Below are 18,677 nucleotides of genomic sequence, written 5' to 3' on the forward strand. Positions count from 1 at the left end.
AATCATGGCAAAAAAACAATCAAACAAGGTATTATTTATCCTATTAGGAATAGTAGGTGCATTGATCATATTCGCTATCATCGGCAGATCAGCTGGATGGATAGGTGGAGAAAAAGAAATACAAGTAGAGACCACACTAGCTAAAAAAAATACGATCATTGAAAAGGTTTCGGCATCCGGTGTGATTGAGCCTGAAATCGAAGTCAAGCTCAGCCCTGATGTAGCAGGAGAGATCATTGAGTTGAATGTTATGGAAGGAGACTCTGTAAAATCTGGAGATTTGTTGGTCAAAATCCGACCTGACAACTTTATCTCTGCTTTGGACAGAGCCAAGGCAAATTTAAACCAGCAAATGGCCAACCTTGCACAATCTAAAGCTAACTTAAAAAGAGCTGAGGCACAATTTACCAGAGCCGAATTAGATTATAAAAGAAATGAGAAACTTTACAATGACAAAGTCATCTCTGATTCTGATTGGGAACTAGCGCAAGCCAACTTCCTTACAGCTAAAAATGATCTGGAATCGGCCAATCAATCAGTACTAGGTGCAGAATATATCATCAAAAGCTCTCAAGCAACAGTCAACGAGGCGGCTGAAAATCTGAGATTAACCAATGTCTATGCACCAGTAAATGGTACTGTATCCAAATTACTAGTTGAAAAAGGTGAACGTGTAGTTGGAACCCAACAAATGGCTGGTACCGAGATGCTCCGAATCGCTGACCTCAGCAGAATGGAAGTTCGTGTCAATGTAAATGAAAATGACATCATCCGAATCAGTCTGGGAGACACTACACTTATTGATGTGGATTCTTACGCATCTTCAGCAAAAAGATTCAAGGGGATAGTCACTTCTATAGCCAACTCAGCCAATACCAAAGCTAGTATGGATGCGGTTACAGAATTTGAGGTTAAAATTAGAATTATCAACGACTCTTACGCCGAACTGGTAACTGAGAAAAACAGATTCCCTTTCAGACCTGGGATGACAGCAAGTGTTGATATCATCACTCAGAAAAAAGAAAATATACTCTCAGTTCCTTTGGCAGCTGTGACTACAAGAGAAGATCAGACCAATACCACAGCAGATGGAAGCAAAAAACCAAAAGAGCTGATTTTTGTAGTGGAGAATGGTAGAGCCGTACAAAAAGAAATCAAAACAGGCATCTCTGACTTCGATAACATCGAAGTACTGGAAGGGATCACTGAAGGTGAGCAAGTGATTTCAGGACCTTATTTCACTGTAAGCAAACAACTCAAAAATGATGATTTGCTCAAAGTGACAAAAAAGACTGAATAATTGAATCACCAATTATAATAAAAAGGAGCATCAATTGACTTTGATGCTCCTTTTTATTTGTTTTTCAAATCGAGATTTTTAAGTTTACAACCTAAATAATAAATTATGAAAAGAATACTTTTAACCACAGCTTTATTATTTACTTATATTTTAACCTTCGGTCAAGAATTGAAATTTTATAATGAATTCTTTTTCCCCGTTGAACATAAGAAAAAATCCAACCCTTTCTTTTTTTCAAAAACAAAAGAAACTGAAACAAAGATTGAGGAAATTTTTTACACTTTATCTGACACTACATTAATTAGAAAAAGAGTATTTGAAAAAGGAAAAGATGGAAATGCTATCAGTGAATCAATTACAAAGTTTAACTCATTTGGTGATATCACTTTTGAAATCACTAGAAATTTACAAACTGGATTCACTGTATCTAAAGAATTGAATTCAGAAGGAAATACTATTTTTCAAAAAGTATTCACTGGAAACCTAATTCATGATGAAGTATATTTTGATGAAAATGGAAATGAAATAGAAAAGATTAGTGAACAATTACCCGAGCCACATTTAGGCCAAATAGGCTGGAACACTTATATTGCCCAAAACATTAGGGTTCCTAAAGAAGTGCGCTATTCGAAAAAAGTGACAAGGATAAACATGTCATTTTTTATAAATGAATCTGGTGAAATTGAAGATATAGAAGTATTATACCCTGAAGAAATTCATCCAGCTTTAGCAAATGTAGCTTATAATTTAGTAAAAAATTACCCTGAAAAATGGTCTCCATACGTTTTAAATGGGGAAATCAAAAAAAGAGAAATTATAGTACCAATAGTTTTTAACATCTTAGGGATTGTGAATAGGAATTGATTTGCCTTTATAAAATACACTTCAATTCCTCGTATACTAAATGAACCGGCAATCCCATCACGGTATAAAATGATCCTTCTATGCGATCCACAGCAATGTAGCCAATCCACTCCTGAATTCCGTAAGCACCAGCTTTGTCAAACGGTAGAAAGTTTTTGACATAATAGTTAATTTCTTCTTTGCATAATTCCTTAAAGTGCACTTTGACAACATCCTGTTTGGTAACTAAATGGGAGCTTTTTCCTATGGTAATTCCTGTCACCACATGATGTACTTTTCCTGACAAAGCAGCAATCATTTCACAAGCCTCTTGCTCGTCAGCTGGCTTATTGAGGATTTGACCATCGAGAATCACAACAGTATCAGCTGTCAGAATTATTTCATCATCAGCCAATTCATCTACAAATGCATCTGCTTTCTTTTTGGAAAGGTATCCGGCTACTTCAAATGGATCCATATCCATAGGAAAACTTTCATCAGTATCCTTAGACCTCACTGTAAAATCCACACCTAAGCCTTTTAAAAGCTCATTTCTTCGGGGAGACTTGGAGGCTAAAACCAATTTGTTTTCTTTTAAATCAATCATCATTGAAACATTTCATAGGGAAACTTAAACTCCTCCTCATCCACTGACGCAAACAGTAATCCAGATAAGGTCTTGGGATAAAAATAGGTTGATTTTTGAGGCATGGTATAGCCGGACTTACACACTTCCATTACTTTTTGCATCGCAATATCTCTAGTGATCACTGCAAAAGTAGCATTGCTCGAAGAAACCTTCTTCAAACATCTCCTAAGGTTTCGTTCATATTCAATCTGATCCGAATAGCGTTGCTCTTTCAGAGGAATTCCTAATACTTTTTCAACCAGAAAATAATGTAAAACCATCAAATCTAAATGCCTTACAGGCTGAGGTAAATCAGCTGGCATATAATCTATCTGCTCAGGTATAAGCCTAATTTTATAAGCATTCTCCCCTACTATCAAACCAAAAGCCCATTGCTTGTGAAGTATTAACTCTTCAATCTCCTCCACATCATTGAGTTTCTTGATAGTAAAGTAATGTTCTAATTTCTCCAATAAATCTCCTTCAGAAATATCAAAATTCAGAAACAATCGATGAGTAGGTAAAATCCTGAGGTTGCTATCCAATGCATTCGTAAAATACATCATGTGGAAATTATAGGCTTCATTCCCTTGAGAAGTTAGATTTTGCATCATCATCTCCTTCCTATAAGAGATAGCTCCTTCATAACGATGATGTCCATCTGCCAAAATGATTTGCTTATTGCGAATTAGGCTTACAAATTTCTTGATAATTGAAGCATCCTGAATCACTGCCAAAACCTCTCTCACTCCCTGATAATCCTCCAAATCATAAATAGGATCTTCTATGGCTTTGTCCATATAAGCCTCTAATAAATGATCCTCATCCTCGTAGAGTCCATGCGTGGCACTTGATTGGAGCTTTGTTTCCCTAAGTAATTCCACCCGATCATTTACAGATTTGGCTATGGTGCTTTCATGTCTAAGCACCACGTTTTCATCCCAATCATAAGCTTTAATCTGAGCAATAAAACCCTTCCTGCAAATCTCTTTTTCTTCTCCTGGGAGTCTGAAATATTGGTAATAAACATAGATTCCAGGGATCTGATCTTGAGAGATCACTCCCCTACTTTTCCAATCAGCCAATGTCTTTTTTGCCTCTTCAGCAGGAGCAACTCCTAAAGGAACAGAAAGATGAATACTATTGAGTGGATTGACGTAAAGTACTTCTCTTTGACTAGCTGATACTACATCAAAAAGCGGAGCCGTCAAATCTTCCATTTGACGGCTGTATTTTTCATGGTAGCGCCATGCTTTAATCGGTAATATCTCTGCCATTAGAGCAATCTATTTTTCCATTTTGTCCTTGGCATCGATCCGTCCTGCATTGACTTTACTTTGCGAAGGTCATTTTTCTGTTTTTCCAAAAGTTCTACTGCTGTGGCTCCTAGAAGCTTTAGTTCCAAATCTGTCCACTGAATATCTAATTTATCTGGAGTAAAGTATTTATCAACAAACTTGGTGTCAAATTCACCGCTTCTAAAAGCCTCATGTTCCATCACGAATTTACAAAAACCCAAGGTGGTCTCTATACCAGTGATCTGATATTCTTCAATGGCGCGAATCATTCTGTCCATGGCCTTTTCTCTATTATCAGCATGGGTAATCAACTTAGCAATCATAGGGTCATAATAAATAGGTATATCCATGCCCTGTTCAAATCCATCATCCACTCTGATTCCTGAACCTTGAGGTCTAATATAAGTTTGTAAATTCCCAATATCAGGAAGAAAATTGTTCCTTGGATCTTCGGCGTAGACTCTCACCTCTACTGCATGGCCGTGTATTTTCAAGTCCTTCTGCTCAAAGCTCAGTGGTAGACCTTCTGCGATCAATATTTGTTCCTTCACCAAATCCTTCCCCGTAATCATTTCTGTTACAGGATGTTCCACTTGAAGGCGGGTGTTCATTTCGAGGAAGTAGAAATTCAACTTTTCATCCACAATAAATTCCACGGTACCTGCACCATAGTAATCACAGGCTTTGGCCACCTTAATAGCAGCTTCTCCCATAGCTTGACGCATAGCTTCAGAAACCACCGCGGAAGGAGCTTCTTCTATTACTTTCTGATGTCTTCTCTGTACAGAACACTCCCTTTCGAACAAATGCACTACATTACCATGCTGATCTCCGAGTACTTGTATTTCTATATGCCTTGGTGAAGTGATGAACTTTTCTATAAAAACAGCACCATCTCCAAAAGCTGACTGGGCTTCAGAAATAGCTCTTTGCATTTGCTCCTCAAATTCCCCTTCATGCTCCACCACCCTCATGCCTTTTCCTCCACCTCCAGCACTAGCTTTAATCAGGATTGGATAGCCAATTTCTTGAGCCTTAACTTTGGCAGCAGGGATATCTGAGATTGCATCTTCAGTTCCAGGGACCATTGGAATATCGTATGTTGATACTGCATGCTTGGCTGCAAGCTTGGAGCCCATTACTTCAATTGCTTCAGGAGAAGGTCCTACGAATATAATTCCAGCATTGGCAACCTTTCTGGCAAATTTAGCATTCTCAGACAAGAATCCATAGCCCGGGTGAATAGCATCTACATTCAATTCTTTACATACTTGTATGATCTTATCCATCAAAAGGTAAGATTGATTAGATGGAGGTGGCCCTAGACAAACTGCTTCATCGGCGTATTTGACATGAGGAGCATCCCTATCTGCTTCACTGTAGACAGCTATCGTTTTGATACCCATCTCTTTAGCTGTACGCATGATACGGAGACTGATTTCTCCCCTATTAGCCACCAAAAGCTTTTGTATTTTTTTCATATTTGGGTCTTTTTCTATGTGTCAAAAAGCTTAACCCACGAAGTAAATAAAATAAAACGAGGATAGGAAAGAATATTTGAATTGACCTTTCAAATTTTGCAGGGGTGGGCAAAATGTATTACTTTTGGCGAGTTTAGCGGTATACTCTGCGACGAAAAATTTTGTAAAACCAAACGTTTGAAAGCATTGGATTTATTTGATAAATTAAATACGAACCTTGGCCCTTTGGGCAAGCATTCTGAATTATCAGAAGGATACTTCACATTCCCTAAACTCGAGGGGGAAATTGCCCCTAGGATGAAATTCAAAGGCAAGGAAGTTTTGACTTGGAGTTTGAATAATTACCTAGGTTTGGCTAACCATCCGGACATCCGTAAAGCAGATGCTGAAGCAGCTGCCAAATGGGGTGCTGCCTACCCTATGGGTGCAAGAATGATGTCTGGACAGACTGATCTTCACGAGCAGTTGGAAAGAGAGTTGGCGGAATTCGTTGGCAAGGAAAGTGCCTACTTACTCAACTATGGCTATCAAGGTATCATGTCTGTGATAGACTCTCTTCTTGATAGAAAAGATGTAGTCGTATACGACAGTGAGTGCCATGCTTGTATCATAGATGCTTTGAGAATGCACCTTGGTAAACGTTATGTGTTCCCGCATAATGATATTGATAATTGTGAAAAGCAGCTTGAAAGAGCTACCAAACTTGCACAAGAACAAGGAGGTGGTATACTTGTGATTACTGAAGGTGTCTTTGGTATGACAGGTGACCAAGGTAAATTGGCAGAAATCGTCAAATTGAAAGAAAAATTTGATTTCAGGCTTTTGGTAGATGATGCACATGGCTTTGGTACCATGGGTCAGACTGGTGCCGGAACAGCTGAAGAACAAGGCGTACAAGAGGAAGTAGACCTATACTTCTCTACTTTCGCAAAATCCATGGCCTCTATCGGAGCATTTATAGCTGGTGACGCAAAAGTGATTCACTATTTGAAATATAATATGCGTTCTCAAATCTTCGCTAAGTCATTACCAATGCTACTAGTAGAAGGAGCGCTAAAAAGACTGGATATGCTGAGAACACAGCCTGAATTGAAAGATAACCTTTGGAAAATCGTCAATGCACTAAAAAATGGGTTGATTGAGAAAGGATTTAGCATAGGAAAATCCAATTCACCAGTTACACCTGTCGTTTTGAACGGTACTGTGGGTGAAGCTGCTACCATGAGCAAGGATTTGAGAGAGAATTATAACATCTTCTGTTCCGTTGTCATCTACCCTGTAGTCCCTAAAGGCATGATTATCTTGAGGTTAATACCTACCGCAGTTCATACTTTGGAAGATGTGGCAGAAACAATCGCTGCCTTCGAAGCTGTTAAAGAGAAGCTTACAAGCGGGTATTATAAGACTACTGAACTCGCAATATCATTCGGGGAATAAAAAAATTCTCTAAAAAAGTGCCTCCTATTGTTGTTTTATAAACATTTTGCATATATTGAACCAATAATTAAACATATCATCAACCTTAAAATTAACTTTTACTATGAGCAGATTTAGCGAAATTAAAGATCTTGTAATGGGTCTAGAAGCAGACTTCGAAAAATTCTATGACAAAGGCAACCAAGCTGCCGGTACTAGAGTAAGAAAAGGAATGCAAGATCTTAAGAATTTGGCACAGGACATCCGTAAGGAAGTTCAGGACAAGAAAAACGCTGGTTGATTCTAAAAACCATAGTTTATAAAAAGGAGATCATAATGATCTCCTTTTTTTTTGCCAATTTTTTTATAGTCAATCACTCAGATAGTAGCAAAAACTTATACTTAATATGATTATCTGAAATGAAAACAATATGGGTATTTAGCACAAATATTCTTGCAAATAATAGTTATTAGCCGATTAGTTATCAGTGCATCAATTGCTTTAAAAGACACCATTTCGTTTAGCTATTGCTATGAAAGCGGCTATACATATATTCAAAACAAGACTTAGAATTTCTACACCACGACTACCATTTATTTCGAGGGTGAAACGCTTTATAACCTATCGCTTCGCAGGGTTTAGCTCACTCCTATAGAGACACCTATGCTGCGATCACTAATTAGTAGAATATTTTGCATTTTGACCTCTTCTCTATGGTAATTGGGACAGACCACTACTAATTCTAATGTATTATCTGGAACAAAGCCTTATTGCTAAATAGAAAGTCCTACCAGAAATTATCTGATAGGACTTTTTGAAAATATTTTTTAAAATGAAAAAATGCTACTTTTTTTCCATCTCAGTAGAGACTTCTACCCTATTGTTTTCTCTATTGACATCAGCCATTCTTAGGCTAGGATCGATTTCTATACTTTTGATATCGGCAATAGGTCTGCCTACCATCACTTCAGTCGTATAGTTAGTCCAAGGCCATTTCTGCGTCTTCACTCGCTTAGGCATGCCAGCCTCCTCAGGCTTGCTTCCTCTTTGAATCACCAATGGCAGATAAATCATCTCCTGCGAACCGTCCTGATAGGTTACTACTACATCCACAGGCATAGGCATCATACCCACTCTCTCTAACGTAAGTTTGGTGTCATTGCCAGCTGCTTCCACAGACTTGATTCCATAATCAATGGTCTTGGTAGAAGCAATGAAATAATCATAATACCAGTCTAACTCCAATCCACTTACATTTTCAAATACACGGATCACATCATTACCATTAGGGTGCTTGAATTTCCAATCATCCCAAAGTCTCAACAAAGCCTTATTGAAATTTTCTCTTCCTACTACATACGACAGCTGTTCTACAAAAACAGCACCTTTATTATAAGTACCAGGACCATAAGCTGAATTCAAGTTATAATGATCACCATGTGTGGTCAAAGGTTCTTCGTATCCAGCTTCTGCTAACCTGAAGTATGATCTATAGCTTCCATTGTGCGTAAAATTTGGATCTTTCTCAAATACTGCATCCATCACGACTGAAGTACCCCAAGTAGTGAATCCTTCATCTAACCATGGTTCCGAAGATTCATTGAAGCCAAGCACACCATAATACCAGCTATGAATCAATTCATGAACTGTCACACCAACGAGACTTCTAAGATTTCTATGACCAGTGATCAAAGTAGCCATAGGATATTCCATCCCTCCATCTCCACCTTGGATCACAGAATATTGCTCATATGGGTATGTCCCAAAATTTTCACTACAATATTTAATCGCATCTATGGTGTATTGCATCAAAGCAGCCCAGTTTTCTTCAGTCTTTTCATTTTTCACATAAAGCAAGTGAACCATTGGTCCATTTTCCATCTGAACCATATCATGGGTGTAATTCGGGTCAGCAGCCCACATGAAGTCATGAACATTTGGCGCTGCAAAGTGCCAAGTTAGGTTCTTACCTTTTGGCGCAGGCACTTTCACTCCCGCATCTTCATAGCCCTTCCCTATTTCATTGGCATTTTGTAAATAGCCAGTTCCACCAAGTAGGTAATCTTTGTCAATAGTGATTTTTACATCAAAGTCTCCAAAATTACCATAAAACTCTCTCCCTATGTATGGATTTGCATGCCATCCTCTTACGTCGTAAGCGGCCATTTTAGGATACCACTGTGACATGGAATATCTGATTCCTTCTGCATTATCTCTACCCGCTCTTCTTACTTGAAGTGGTACTTGACCAAAAAACTCCATGTCAAAAACGACTGTTTGACCTGGTAATATTGGTTCAGCCAAATCTACCTCTAGGATGGTTTCTTCATGCTCAAATTTTACTGGTTTGCCATTCATGGTCAATTTCCTGACTTCCAAAATCCCATATTCTTCTGGCTTGAGGTTTTGGATCCTATCTCTTACCCTTCTGTCCGGATCGGCGATCGTTCTTGACCTCACATCCATCATGCTATTCGGTTGGAAAGCATTGTAATACAAGTGATAGAATGCTCTTGTCAGTGTATCCGAGGAATTGTTGGTATATTGTAGCTTCTGTGTACCAGTATATTGGTTCTTCACCACATCCATGGTCACATCCATTTCATATTTGACCTTTTGCTGGAAACGGTCCTTTTGTGCAAATGTAAGTGTGGAAATGCCCATCAATGAGGCAACACACACAGCAAACCATAATCTTTTGAACATATTTATCTAAGTTTTTTTGCTAAAATAACCCAAAATCTGAGCCCGCTGCAAGCCATTGGTCAAATAATCTGATTATCCGTAATTATACCAGTGTACATATTTAACACAAATATTCTTACGGATAATCGTTAACTGTTATTAGTCGATTAGTTATCTGTGCATCAATTGCTCTAAAACACACATTAACCTATTGGACTCCACTAAGCTGCACTCAGAAATCATATAACTATAAGGTCAATACCATTGCCCAATCCATAGGAAAGCATTTTCTCAAAAGGAATTACCTTTCATCAACCTTAATTTCCCTCCACAAGATTTCAGTATTATCATTGGTTTTTATAACCTTAATTGAAAGAAAATATTTTGAAAAATTGATACCCAATGAAAACACAAAGAAGAATGCTTAATCAATTCAAACTTTGGGGACTAGCTCTTTTGGTTTTACTGAGCTTACCAGAGTTTGTGACGGCACAGCAAGTAGACATGGATCTGTTCAAGACCATGAAAACCAGAAGCATAGGACCTGCAGGCATGAGTGGTAGAATCACCGCCGTCGCTGCCATAGACAATGATCCAAACATTATCTATGCAGGTGCTGCATCTGGAGGTGTATGGAAATCAACCTCTGGTGGAATTACCTGGAAACCGATTTTTGAAGAAGAAAAAGTTCACTCTATAGGAGCCATTGCTGTCTATCAGAAAAACCCAAACATTGTATGGGTAGGAACTGGAGAGGGCAATCCTAGAAACTCCCTTAACCTTGGTTATGGTATCTATAGATCCTTAGATGCTGGAGAAACATGGGAATTGATGGGCTTGGAAAAAACGAGAGCCATTCATAGAATCATTATACATCCAGATGATCCCAACACGATTTATGTAGGAGCTATCGGTTCTCCTTGGGGAGAGCAAGAAGATAGGGGTGTGTACAAAACTACTGATGGCGGAAAAACTTGGGAAAAAATCCTTTATATCGACACCAAAACAGGTGTTGGTGAAATGATTATGGACCCAAATAACCCAAATAAGCTATTTGTCAATATGTGGGAACATAGAAGATATCCATGGTTTTTCAACTCAGGTGGTCCTTCTTCAGGATTATTTGTAACGATTGACGGCGGGGAGAATTGGAAAAAGTTAGACGAGAAAAATGGCTTACCGAAAGGCCCATATGGAAGAATGGGGCTTGCAATATCCAAGTCAAATAGCCAAAAGGTATATGCGTTGGTAGAGTCTACCAAAAATGGCCTTTATGTATCCGAGGATGGAGGCAATAGATTTAGATTGGTCAATGACAAAGGTGAAATTGGTGATAGACCTTTCTATTACTATGAAATCTATGCAGATCCTAAAAACGCAGATCGCATCTACACACTCTATTCCAGAGTTGGCATGAGTGAAGATGGAGGGAAATCATTCACCCAGTTGTTGCAATACGAAGGTGTTCACCCTGATCATCACGCTTGGTATATCAATCCCAATGATCCTAGATTAATGATCGATGGTAATGATGGTGGTTTGAACATTACAAGAGATGGTGGTAAGACTTGGTACTTTGCAGAAAACATCCCTGTAGGACAATGGTATCATATCAATGTAGACAACGAGATCCCTTACAATATTTACGGGGGTCTTCAAGACAATGGCAGCTGGGTAGGTCCTGCTTATGTGTGGAGAAGAGATGGTATCAGAAATACTTATTGGCAAGAATTACAATTCGGAGATGGCTTTGATGCCTCGTCTGACCCTGAAGATTCAAGATATGGTTATTCCATGTCTCAAGGCGGTAATGTAACGAGGTTTGATAAGGAAACAGGACATAAAAGAAACATCAGACCCACTCATCCTGACAAAGATGTGTTTTTGAGGTTCAACTGGAACGCTGCACTTGCTCAGTGTCCACATGACGCTGGTACTATTTATTATGGTAGCCAGTTCCTTCATAAGAGCACAGACAGAGGAGAAACATGGGAAATCATCTCACCAGACTTGACGACTGATGATCCTGAAAAACAAAAACAACAGGAGACAGGTGGATTAACTTTTGATATTACTGGTGCCGAAAATCATACGACTATTATCGCTATTGCTCCAAGCCCAGTAGATAAAAATGTAATCTGGGTAGGGACAGATGATGGTAATGTACAAGTAACCAGAGATGGGGGAAAGACTTGGACTAATACAGCTGCCAAACTCACTGGCTTACCGAAAGCGAGTTGGATTCCGCAGATTCAAGCCTCAAGATATGATGCAGGGGAAGCATGGATAGTAGCCAACAACTACAGAAATAATGATTTCTCAGCCTATGCATATAGAACAAAAAATTTTGGCAATAGCTACGAAAGAATAGCTGATGATAGCAAAGTTTGGGGCTATGCCCTATCCATCATCCAAGATCCTGTAGAACCTAATTTGGTTTTCCTTGGAACTGAATTTGGCTTATATGTATCTTTTGACAACGCCAAAACTTGGAATCAGTGGAGACATGGCTATCCTAATGCCAACTCTACTTATGACATGGTGATACAGGAGAGAGAAGCTGATTTGGTGATTGGAACATTTGGTAGGTCCCTTTATGTATTGGATGATATCAGACCATTGAGGGTCTATGCTCAAAATCAAGGAAAAGCTCCATCGGCAAAAATCACAGCAGTACAACCTTCTGATGCATTCCAAGCTGAAATTCACCAGCCTCATGGTGAAAGGTTCCCAGCAGATGGCAAATATGCTGGAGAAAACAGAGTCTTTGGAGGAAGATTACACTTTATCATCAATGATGATAAAGAGAAAAAAGATACCGTTACCGTATCCATCTTCAATTCAGATGGAGAACAAATCAGAACTTTGAAAACAGTTCCTCAACAAGGAGTCAATAGAATGATCTGGAATTTGGATAGAAAATCTTCTGTTGATGCAAGTTCATTTGGTAGAGGTGGAAGATTTGGAGGAGGAGGAAGAGGATTCTTTGAGCCAGGAGGCGGACCAGCTATCCCAGGAGCCTACAAACTTGTATTCTCATATGGAGGAGAAACTTCCGAAACCATGATCAATGTGTACGGTGACCCAAGAATCGAAGCTAATCTAGCTGACTTGAAAGCTAGAGAAGCCTTTATCAAACAAACTGAAACCCTTGGTGCTGAAGTAGGTAAAGCCACTAGACAATTGGATGATGCTCGATCTACACTTGACAAGCTGACTGCTTATGCGAGAGATGTAGATAGTCCTGAAGTAAAAGCCTTGATGAAGGAAGTAGCAGATATCAGAAAGAAATTGGATAAGACGAGAGAGGCATTTTACGGACCAAGCAGAGAAGGTCAAGGAATCGTCAGAAACTTGTATCCAACTACCATGAGCAGGTTAGGTACTCCTAGAAGCTATGCAGCATCATCTTATGGTGCTCCAGGCCCTACAGAACAGCGTCTTTTTGATCAAGCCAAAGAAAGTGCTGCTGAAGCATTGGAAGTTTGGAAAGCCTTCTTCGATAATGACTGGAAAGCTTTTGAAGAAAAGGCTAGAAATACTAAAATCGATATCTTCAAGGAAATTGAAATGGTAGACATCAATTGATGCCTCGCATTGAATTTTAAATAAAAAAGGCCATCCGGAAGGGTGGCTTTTTATGTTTAAGTGGAATAAAGTTATTAAAACCTTTAGAATTATTAGAATCTCCAAAGATCAAAGTTCTGATAGCCTTTGAGGTCTATTTTTGATATCTCTAAGGTTAATTTTTCACGCTGGCTCCTAAGAGGAGCTCGAATCAATCACAAGAAGGGTTTTACTTCTAAATTAAATTTTTACTTTAGCGTGCCCCATGCTTTTATAGCGTGAAACTTTACCTAAGATTCAAGACTTAAGTTTCTTAACACTCAAAACAAGACTACCTCTCTTCGTAGTGCTCCTCGTAATACTTCTGATAACCTCCTGAGGTCACATTATTCAGCCAAGCTTCATGCTCCATATACCAGTCAATAGTTTTGCTGATGCCCTCTTCAAACTGCAAGCTTGGCTCCCATCCCAACTCTTGCTTGATTTTGTGAGCATCAATGGCATAACGCATATCATGTCCTGCCCTATCCTTGACAAACGTGATCAGCTGCTTTGAAGTACCTGCTGCTCGCCCCAACTTTTCATCCATTTTATCGCAAATCAAGCGAACGATGTCAATGTTTTTCCATTCATTGAACCCTCCAATATTATAGGTCTCACCTGATTTCCCTCGATGAAATATCAAATCAATGGCTTTGGCATGATCTTCTACAAATAACCAATCGCGGATATTCTCACCTTTCCCATAGATAGGAAGTGGTTTATTGTTTCTAATATTATGTATACAAAGCGGAATCAGCTTCTCAGGAAACTGGTTTGGGCCGTAATTATTGGAACAATTGCTAATTACAGTATTCATCCCATAAGTATTGGTGTAAGCCCTCACAAAATGATCAGATGAGGCTTTGGATGCCGAATAAGGAGATTGGGGATCATAAGGGGTAGTTTCGAGAAAATACCCTGATTCTCCCAAAGAACCATAAACCTCATCAGTAGAAATATGATAAAAAAGATGTTGCTCAAGACTCTGCCAGGTTTGCTTGCAAACATTCAGCAGATTCACTGTGCCTATCACGTTGGTTTGGACAAATGCAAGTGGGTATGAAATCGAGCGATCTACATGAGATTCAGCTGCTAAGTGAATCACATCTGTGATTTGATATTGCTCAAATACTCGCATGAGCTCCTCAGCATTCAAGATGTTGACTTTTTCAAAAAAGTAATTTTCAGCATGCTCTATATCTTTGAGATTTTCAAGATTGCCTGCATAAGTCAGGCAATCTAGATTTACAATCTTGTATGCAGGATAGCGATTGACAAAGAGTTTGACCACATGACAGCCTATAAATCCCGCACCACCCGTAATAAGAATATTCTTTGACATATTGAGCAAACTTTATTTTTTGTAAAAATCATTGTACCAAGCTACAAACTTGGCCACTCCATCCTCTACTGAGGTGCTTGGCTTATATCCTGTATCTTCGCTAAGATCAGTTACATCTGCAAATGTAGCTGGCACATCACCCTTTTGCATTGGGAGCATTTCCTTCACTGCTTCCACTCCTAGTGCCTTTTCTAATGCACCGATATAATCCATCAATTCCACGGGATTGTTGTTCCCTATGTTATAGACCTTGAAGGGTGCGTAAGAACTCCCTGGATCGGGATCGTTTCCAGACCAAGTTGGGTTTTGCTTGGCAGGTCTATCAGATACCCTGACAATTCCCTCCACGATATCATCCACATAAGTGAAATCTCTTTTCATTTTCCCATGATTGAAAACCTTGATTTTCTCTCCCTTTTTCATCGCATCAGTAAAAAGAAACAGTGCCATATCAGGTCTTCCCCATGGGCCATATACTGTAAAAAATCTCAATCCAGTGGTAGGAATTTGAAAAAGGTGGCTGTAGGTATGCGCCATCAATTCATTGGACTTCTTGGTGGCTGCATAAAGACTTACGGGATGGTCTACATTGTCTGTAGTGGCAAAAGGCATCTTGGTGTTTGCTCCGTATACTGAGCTTGAAGAAGCATAGACCAAGTGCTTCACAGGAAATGCTCTACATGCTTCAAGGATATTCATAAACCCCTGAATATTAGCTTGGATATAAGCGTCGGGATTTTCTAATGAATACCTTACACCAGCTTGGGCAGCCAAATTGATTACTACATCAAATTTTTCCCTTTCAAATATGTCCATCATCAACTGCTTATCTGAGATATCCATTTGAATGAAAGTATATCCTTTTAGACTGTTTGACTCAATTGGCTTGCCGACTTTTATAACCTCTCTCGACACACCCGCTGCTTCCAATCTGCTGTATTTTAGATTGACATCATAATAATCATTGATATTATCCACGCCAACCACTTCATCTCCTCTTTGGATCAAAACATTAGTCAAGTGAAAACCTATAAATCCAGCTGTTCCAGTTATGAAATATTTCATCTTTTGATTGGGGTTGGTTATTAGTTATTAGTAATTGAGCTGATTGGTTATTGGTTAATTGTTTGAAGAGCTTGTCCCACGTATCGGGATTGAAAAGCTTGGGATGATGGTGAGTTATTTTGCATTTAACATCAATTCATCGCTTGCCATTCACTAATATCAATAAGTGTCCAAATCTGTGAATAACTTGAATAAGCCCTTTTTAAATTCTTTATTTCGAAGCTTCTTCTTCTAGAAGACGTTCATAATTTTCTTTTATTAAATTTTGAATTTGCTTGCGTTCAAAATTTATAGTGACCTCTTGGTACAAATTATCTGCAAGCTTCTGCATGTATTCTCTTTTGACATAGGCAAATTCTAACGCTTCTTTGAGAACATCAGCTTTCTTTACTGGAAACATCAAACCCGTACTTCTATCTGTCACGATATCTTTATTCCCAATGATGTTAGAGCAAATGACCGGAAGCTGCATCGCCGCAGCTTCTAGCAGGACATTAGGGAATCCTTCCCTGTGCGAAGCATGTACCAAAACATCCGAAATAGCCATATAATGCGACACATGTTCTGTCCATTCTATCTGAACGATCTTGGGATGATCTTGAATCTGTCTCAAAGTATGGTCATCGATCGGGTTGAGTTCTTGCTCAAAAGAGCCTAACAAAACCAACTTTGCTCTATTGACAATCTTAGAATCGAGAAAAGCCTTAACCAACTCTTCTATCCCCTTATCTTTGACCAATCTACCGACAGCTAATATAATGAATTCATTTTCACCAGGCATCACACGCATGGTGGCTGCTACCAAGTGATTTTCTTTTAAAGCTTCCCTGCTATAATGCTGCAAATCAACTCCATTGCTAGACCCCTTACCTATTACCTTTAGCTTAGTAGGGCTACAAAGTTTTTCTTTGATGATCAACTCACTTAGAGAATATGAATTAGGCCATACCTCTGTTGCATATTTGTAAGTCCAGCGCTCTGCTTTGATCAAGAGATTTTTCTTATTTTTCTCTGCGACCATATAGGGCATTCCAGCCACAGTATGGATTCTCACTTTGACTCCGGCCAACTTTGCAGCAATCATTCCTAGCAAACCGGCTTTAGGGGTATGGGTATGTACGATATCTGGCTTCTCCCTCTTCAAAAGTTTGAATAGTAGCCAGAGGCAGTATAGATCCCAAAAAGGGGTAATTTGTCTAGTAAAGGGTATAATCTGATGTCTACAACCTTCTTTTTTGGTGATGTCATAAATTTCTCTACCATCTGCACTGACCATCAATACTTCCCATCCTGCAGATTTCATATAATTCATTTGTCCCTTTAGCAAAAGTTTGAGTGAAAGTGGGACAGTGGTGATTCGAATTAACTTTGGCATTAATAAAGCGGGTTAAAAGTTCAAATATAGGGGAATATTCCCATTCCGCAGGATTTAGATACTGTGATATTTTACATGCTTTTCTTAATGAGACATATATCTTTCTTCAAAATCCGCACCAATTAATTAAGTTTACTGATTTAAACGTTTTGATCATTTTTTAAAAGTTTACTAATCTTAATGTGATTATCCGCAATGAAACTAGACACTAATGTGTAAACGAAATTCAGGCAAGGTCAAATTCGTCAATAGTCTATTTCAGATGAATTCAAAGTATTTACCTAATCAAATATGGTTACTTGCATGAAAGCGCATATACATATATCTGAATATTGTTGTCAAGATATCAAATCTTGGATCTTATCAAAAAAATCAAATAGTCATCATACGTTCATAAGTCAAATGGCACTAAATAATCTACCCAACATCCAAAAGAAATGACCATTGGTCTCCCAATGGCCTTATTTAAACTATGATCCAAACTGAATCTACGAAATTGGTATAGGTTTAATCTTTTTGAAATACTCGGACATAATCTACCGCCAACTGCTGTGGGAAGATGGTCGAACTGTCTGGATTGCCTGGCCAATTCCCACCTACTGCAAGGTTGATGATAAAAAAGAAAGGCTCTCTAAACTCACTCATGGACGTAGGTGTGATATCTTGCTCGTGGTATACCACATCATCTAGCAACCAAGTGATTTTTCTCTCATCCCAAATAATACTATAAACATGGAAATTATCAGCTAGAACTCCTTCACTGAGTCTTTTCTCTCCACCTCTATAGGCATAAGAACCATTGTTGTCCCAATGTAATGTTCCATGTACTGTATTATCTCTTCCAGGAGCATTGCCACCGATCATTTCCATGATATCGATCTCACCACATGCAGGCCAACTGATATCCGTGATACTTTCACCCAGCATCCAAAGTGCTGGCCAAATTCCCTGACCTCTTGGCATAGCAGCTCTGATGTCAATTCTACCAAAAGTAAAGTTCTTACGACCTTGGGTTTTGATTCGTGAAGAAGTAAAGTTTTTACCTCCTATACTCTCTTGCTTGGCAGTAATTATTAGAAAGCCATCCTTTAGTTCTGTATTTTCCCTTCTGTAGAATTGCTGTTCATTGTTTCCCCAACCGCATAGGTTTGGACAACCATCACCGATTTCAAATACCCAATCAGAAGAAAGGGAGTTGGAATTGAATTCATCATTCCAAACCAAAGAATACCCATTGTACTCCATTGGGGATTCAAATCCAGTGGAAGGAAGTCCTAGACCAAGGGTTTGCTCGGTAATGGTGACTTTTTTCTCCTCTTTTATAAAATCAGCTTCAGTCGCATGCGCTTGAACTGTAATGGTATAATCTCCCGGAGCTGTATATCTAAATGAAGCTCGGCTACCAGGTACAATTTCCGGTTCTTGGTTATTTGCACCAAATCCTACTCGGAAGAAATTAGTCCTATCAGCAGAGAAATTCACTTCTACCAATCCATCTCCCTTTTCCTCTACCACTACATTCAAATTGGTTGGGAGCAATACCTGCTCCACACCATTGTCTTGATTGCAGCTATTGGCTGCGGCAAGGGTGAGGAACAGGAATATTGCTTGAATCATTTTTGTCATTATAATCA

The 18,677-nt window shown here is 38.9% G+C and carries 13 protein-coding genes; 5 read left to right on the forward strand and 8 right to left on the reverse strand.

The genetic code is table 11. The annotated features are described in order from the left end of the window. Window positions 1-4 precede the first annotated feature (4 nt). On the forward strand, window positions 5-1,300 hold the full coding sequence (locus CHB66_RS01070) for an efflux RND transporter periplasmic adaptor subunit (protein WP_089237082.1): 1,296 nt from the start codon (window positions 5-7) through the stop codon (window positions 1,298-1,300). A 105-nt stretch (window positions 1,301-1,405) separates the two neighbouring features. Further along, on the forward strand, window positions 1,406-2,164 hold the full coding sequence (locus tag CHB66_RS01075; protein WP_089237084.1) for an energy transducer TonB: 759 nt from the start codon (window positions 1,406-1,408) through the stop codon (window positions 2,162-2,164). Between the two features lie 7 nt (window positions 2,165-2,171). Here the strand turns inward: CHB66_RS01075 and CHB66_RS01080 are convergent, their stop codons facing one another. The 3 genes from CHB66_RS01080 to accC are packed head-to-tail and all read right to left on the reverse strand — an operon-like array spanning window position 2,172 to window position 5,550. Further along, complete coding sequence (locus tag CHB66_RS01080; protein WP_317045567.1) at window positions 2,172-2,753, reverse strand: Maf family nucleotide pyrophosphatase; 582 nt, start codon at window positions 2,751-2,753, stop codon at window positions 2,172-2,174. Then, the gene (locus CHB66_RS01085; RefSeq protein ID WP_089237086.1) at window positions 2,750-4,048 is read right to left on the reverse strand and encodes a DUF1015 domain-containing protein; all 1,299 of its coding nucleotides are present in this window, start codon (window positions 4,046-4,048) and stop codon (window positions 2,750-2,752) included. The genes CHB66_RS01080 and CHB66_RS01085 overlap by 4 nt, the downstream gene beginning before the upstream one ends. Then, a complete protein-coding gene (gene accC / locus CHB66_RS01090) occupies window positions 4,048-5,550 on the reverse strand; it encodes an acetyl-CoA carboxylase biotin carboxylase subunit (RefSeq protein WP_089237088.1) in 1,503 nt (500 codons plus the stop codon). The genes CHB66_RS01085 and accC overlap by 1 nt, the downstream gene beginning before the upstream one ends. Before the next feature lie 186 nt (window positions 5,551-5,736). On the opposite strand from accC, the gene CHB66_RS01095 reads away from it, so the two are divergent. Next, window positions 5,737-6,987, forward strand: coding sequence for an aminotransferase class I/II-fold pyridoxal phosphate-dependent enzyme (locus CHB66_RS01095; RefSeq protein ID WP_089237435.1), 1,251 nt, complete (start codon window positions 5,737-5,739; stop codon window positions 6,985-6,987). A gap of 103 nt (window positions 6,988-7,090) precedes the next feature. Continuing rightward, window positions 7,091-7,267 (forward strand): histone H1, encoded by a 177-nt coding sequence (locus CHB66_RS01100; RefSeq protein WP_089237090.1) that lies wholly within the window; start codon window positions 7,091-7,093, stop codon window positions 7,265-7,267. Between the two features lie 543 nt (window positions 7,268-7,810). Here the strand turns inward: CHB66_RS01100 and CHB66_RS01105 are convergent. After that, window positions 7,811-9,673 (reverse strand): M1 family metallopeptidase, encoded by a 1,863-nt coding sequence (locus CHB66_RS01105; RefSeq protein ID WP_089237092.1) that lies wholly within the window; start codon window positions 9,671-9,673, stop codon window positions 7,811-7,813. 381 nt (window positions 9,674-10,054) lie between these two features. On the opposite strand from CHB66_RS01105, the gene CHB66_RS01110 reads away from it, so the two are divergent. Next, window positions 10,055-13,240, forward strand: coding sequence for a VPS10 domain-containing protein (locus tag CHB66_RS01110; protein WP_089237094.1), 3,186 nt, complete (start codon window positions 10,055-10,057; stop codon window positions 13,238-13,240). A gap of 310 nt (window positions 13,241-13,550) precedes the next feature. Here CHB66_RS01110 and rfbB read toward each other — a convergent pair whose 3' ends face one another. The 4 genes from rfbB to CHB66_RS01130 form a co-directional block, all read right to left on the reverse strand. Continuing rightward, complete coding sequence (gene rfbB, locus CHB66_RS01115; RefSeq protein WP_089237096.1) at window positions 13,551-14,603, reverse strand: dTDP-glucose 4,6-dehydratase; 1,053 nt, start codon at window positions 14,601-14,603, stop codon at window positions 13,551-13,553. Window positions 14,604-14,615: 12 nt separating this feature from the next. Next, the gene (locus tag CHB66_RS01120; protein ID WP_089237098.1) at window positions 14,616-15,668 is read right to left on the reverse strand and encodes an NAD-dependent epimerase; all 1,053 of its coding nucleotides are present in this window, start codon (window positions 15,666-15,668) and stop codon (window positions 14,616-14,618) included. A gap of 211 nt (window positions 15,669-15,879) precedes the next feature. Next, window positions 15,880-17,043, reverse strand: coding sequence for a glycosyltransferase family 4 protein (locus tag CHB66_RS01125; RefSeq protein ID WP_089237100.1), 1,164 nt, complete (start codon window positions 17,041-17,043; stop codon window positions 15,880-15,882). Window positions 17,044-17,550: 507 nt separating this feature from the next. Beyond that, the gene (locus CHB66_RS01130) at window positions 17,551-18,669 is read right to left on the reverse strand and encodes a glycoside hydrolase family 16 protein (RefSeq protein WP_245812638.1); all 1,119 of its coding nucleotides are present in this window, start codon (window positions 18,667-18,669) and stop codon (window positions 17,551-17,553) included. Window positions 18,670-18,677: the final 8 nt, after the last annotated feature.

It is taken from the genome of Belliella buryatensis (assembly GCF_900188245.1).
Taxonomy (GTDB): Bacteria; Bacteroidota; Bacteroidia; order Cytophagales; family Cyclobacteriaceae; genus Belliella; species Belliella buryatensis.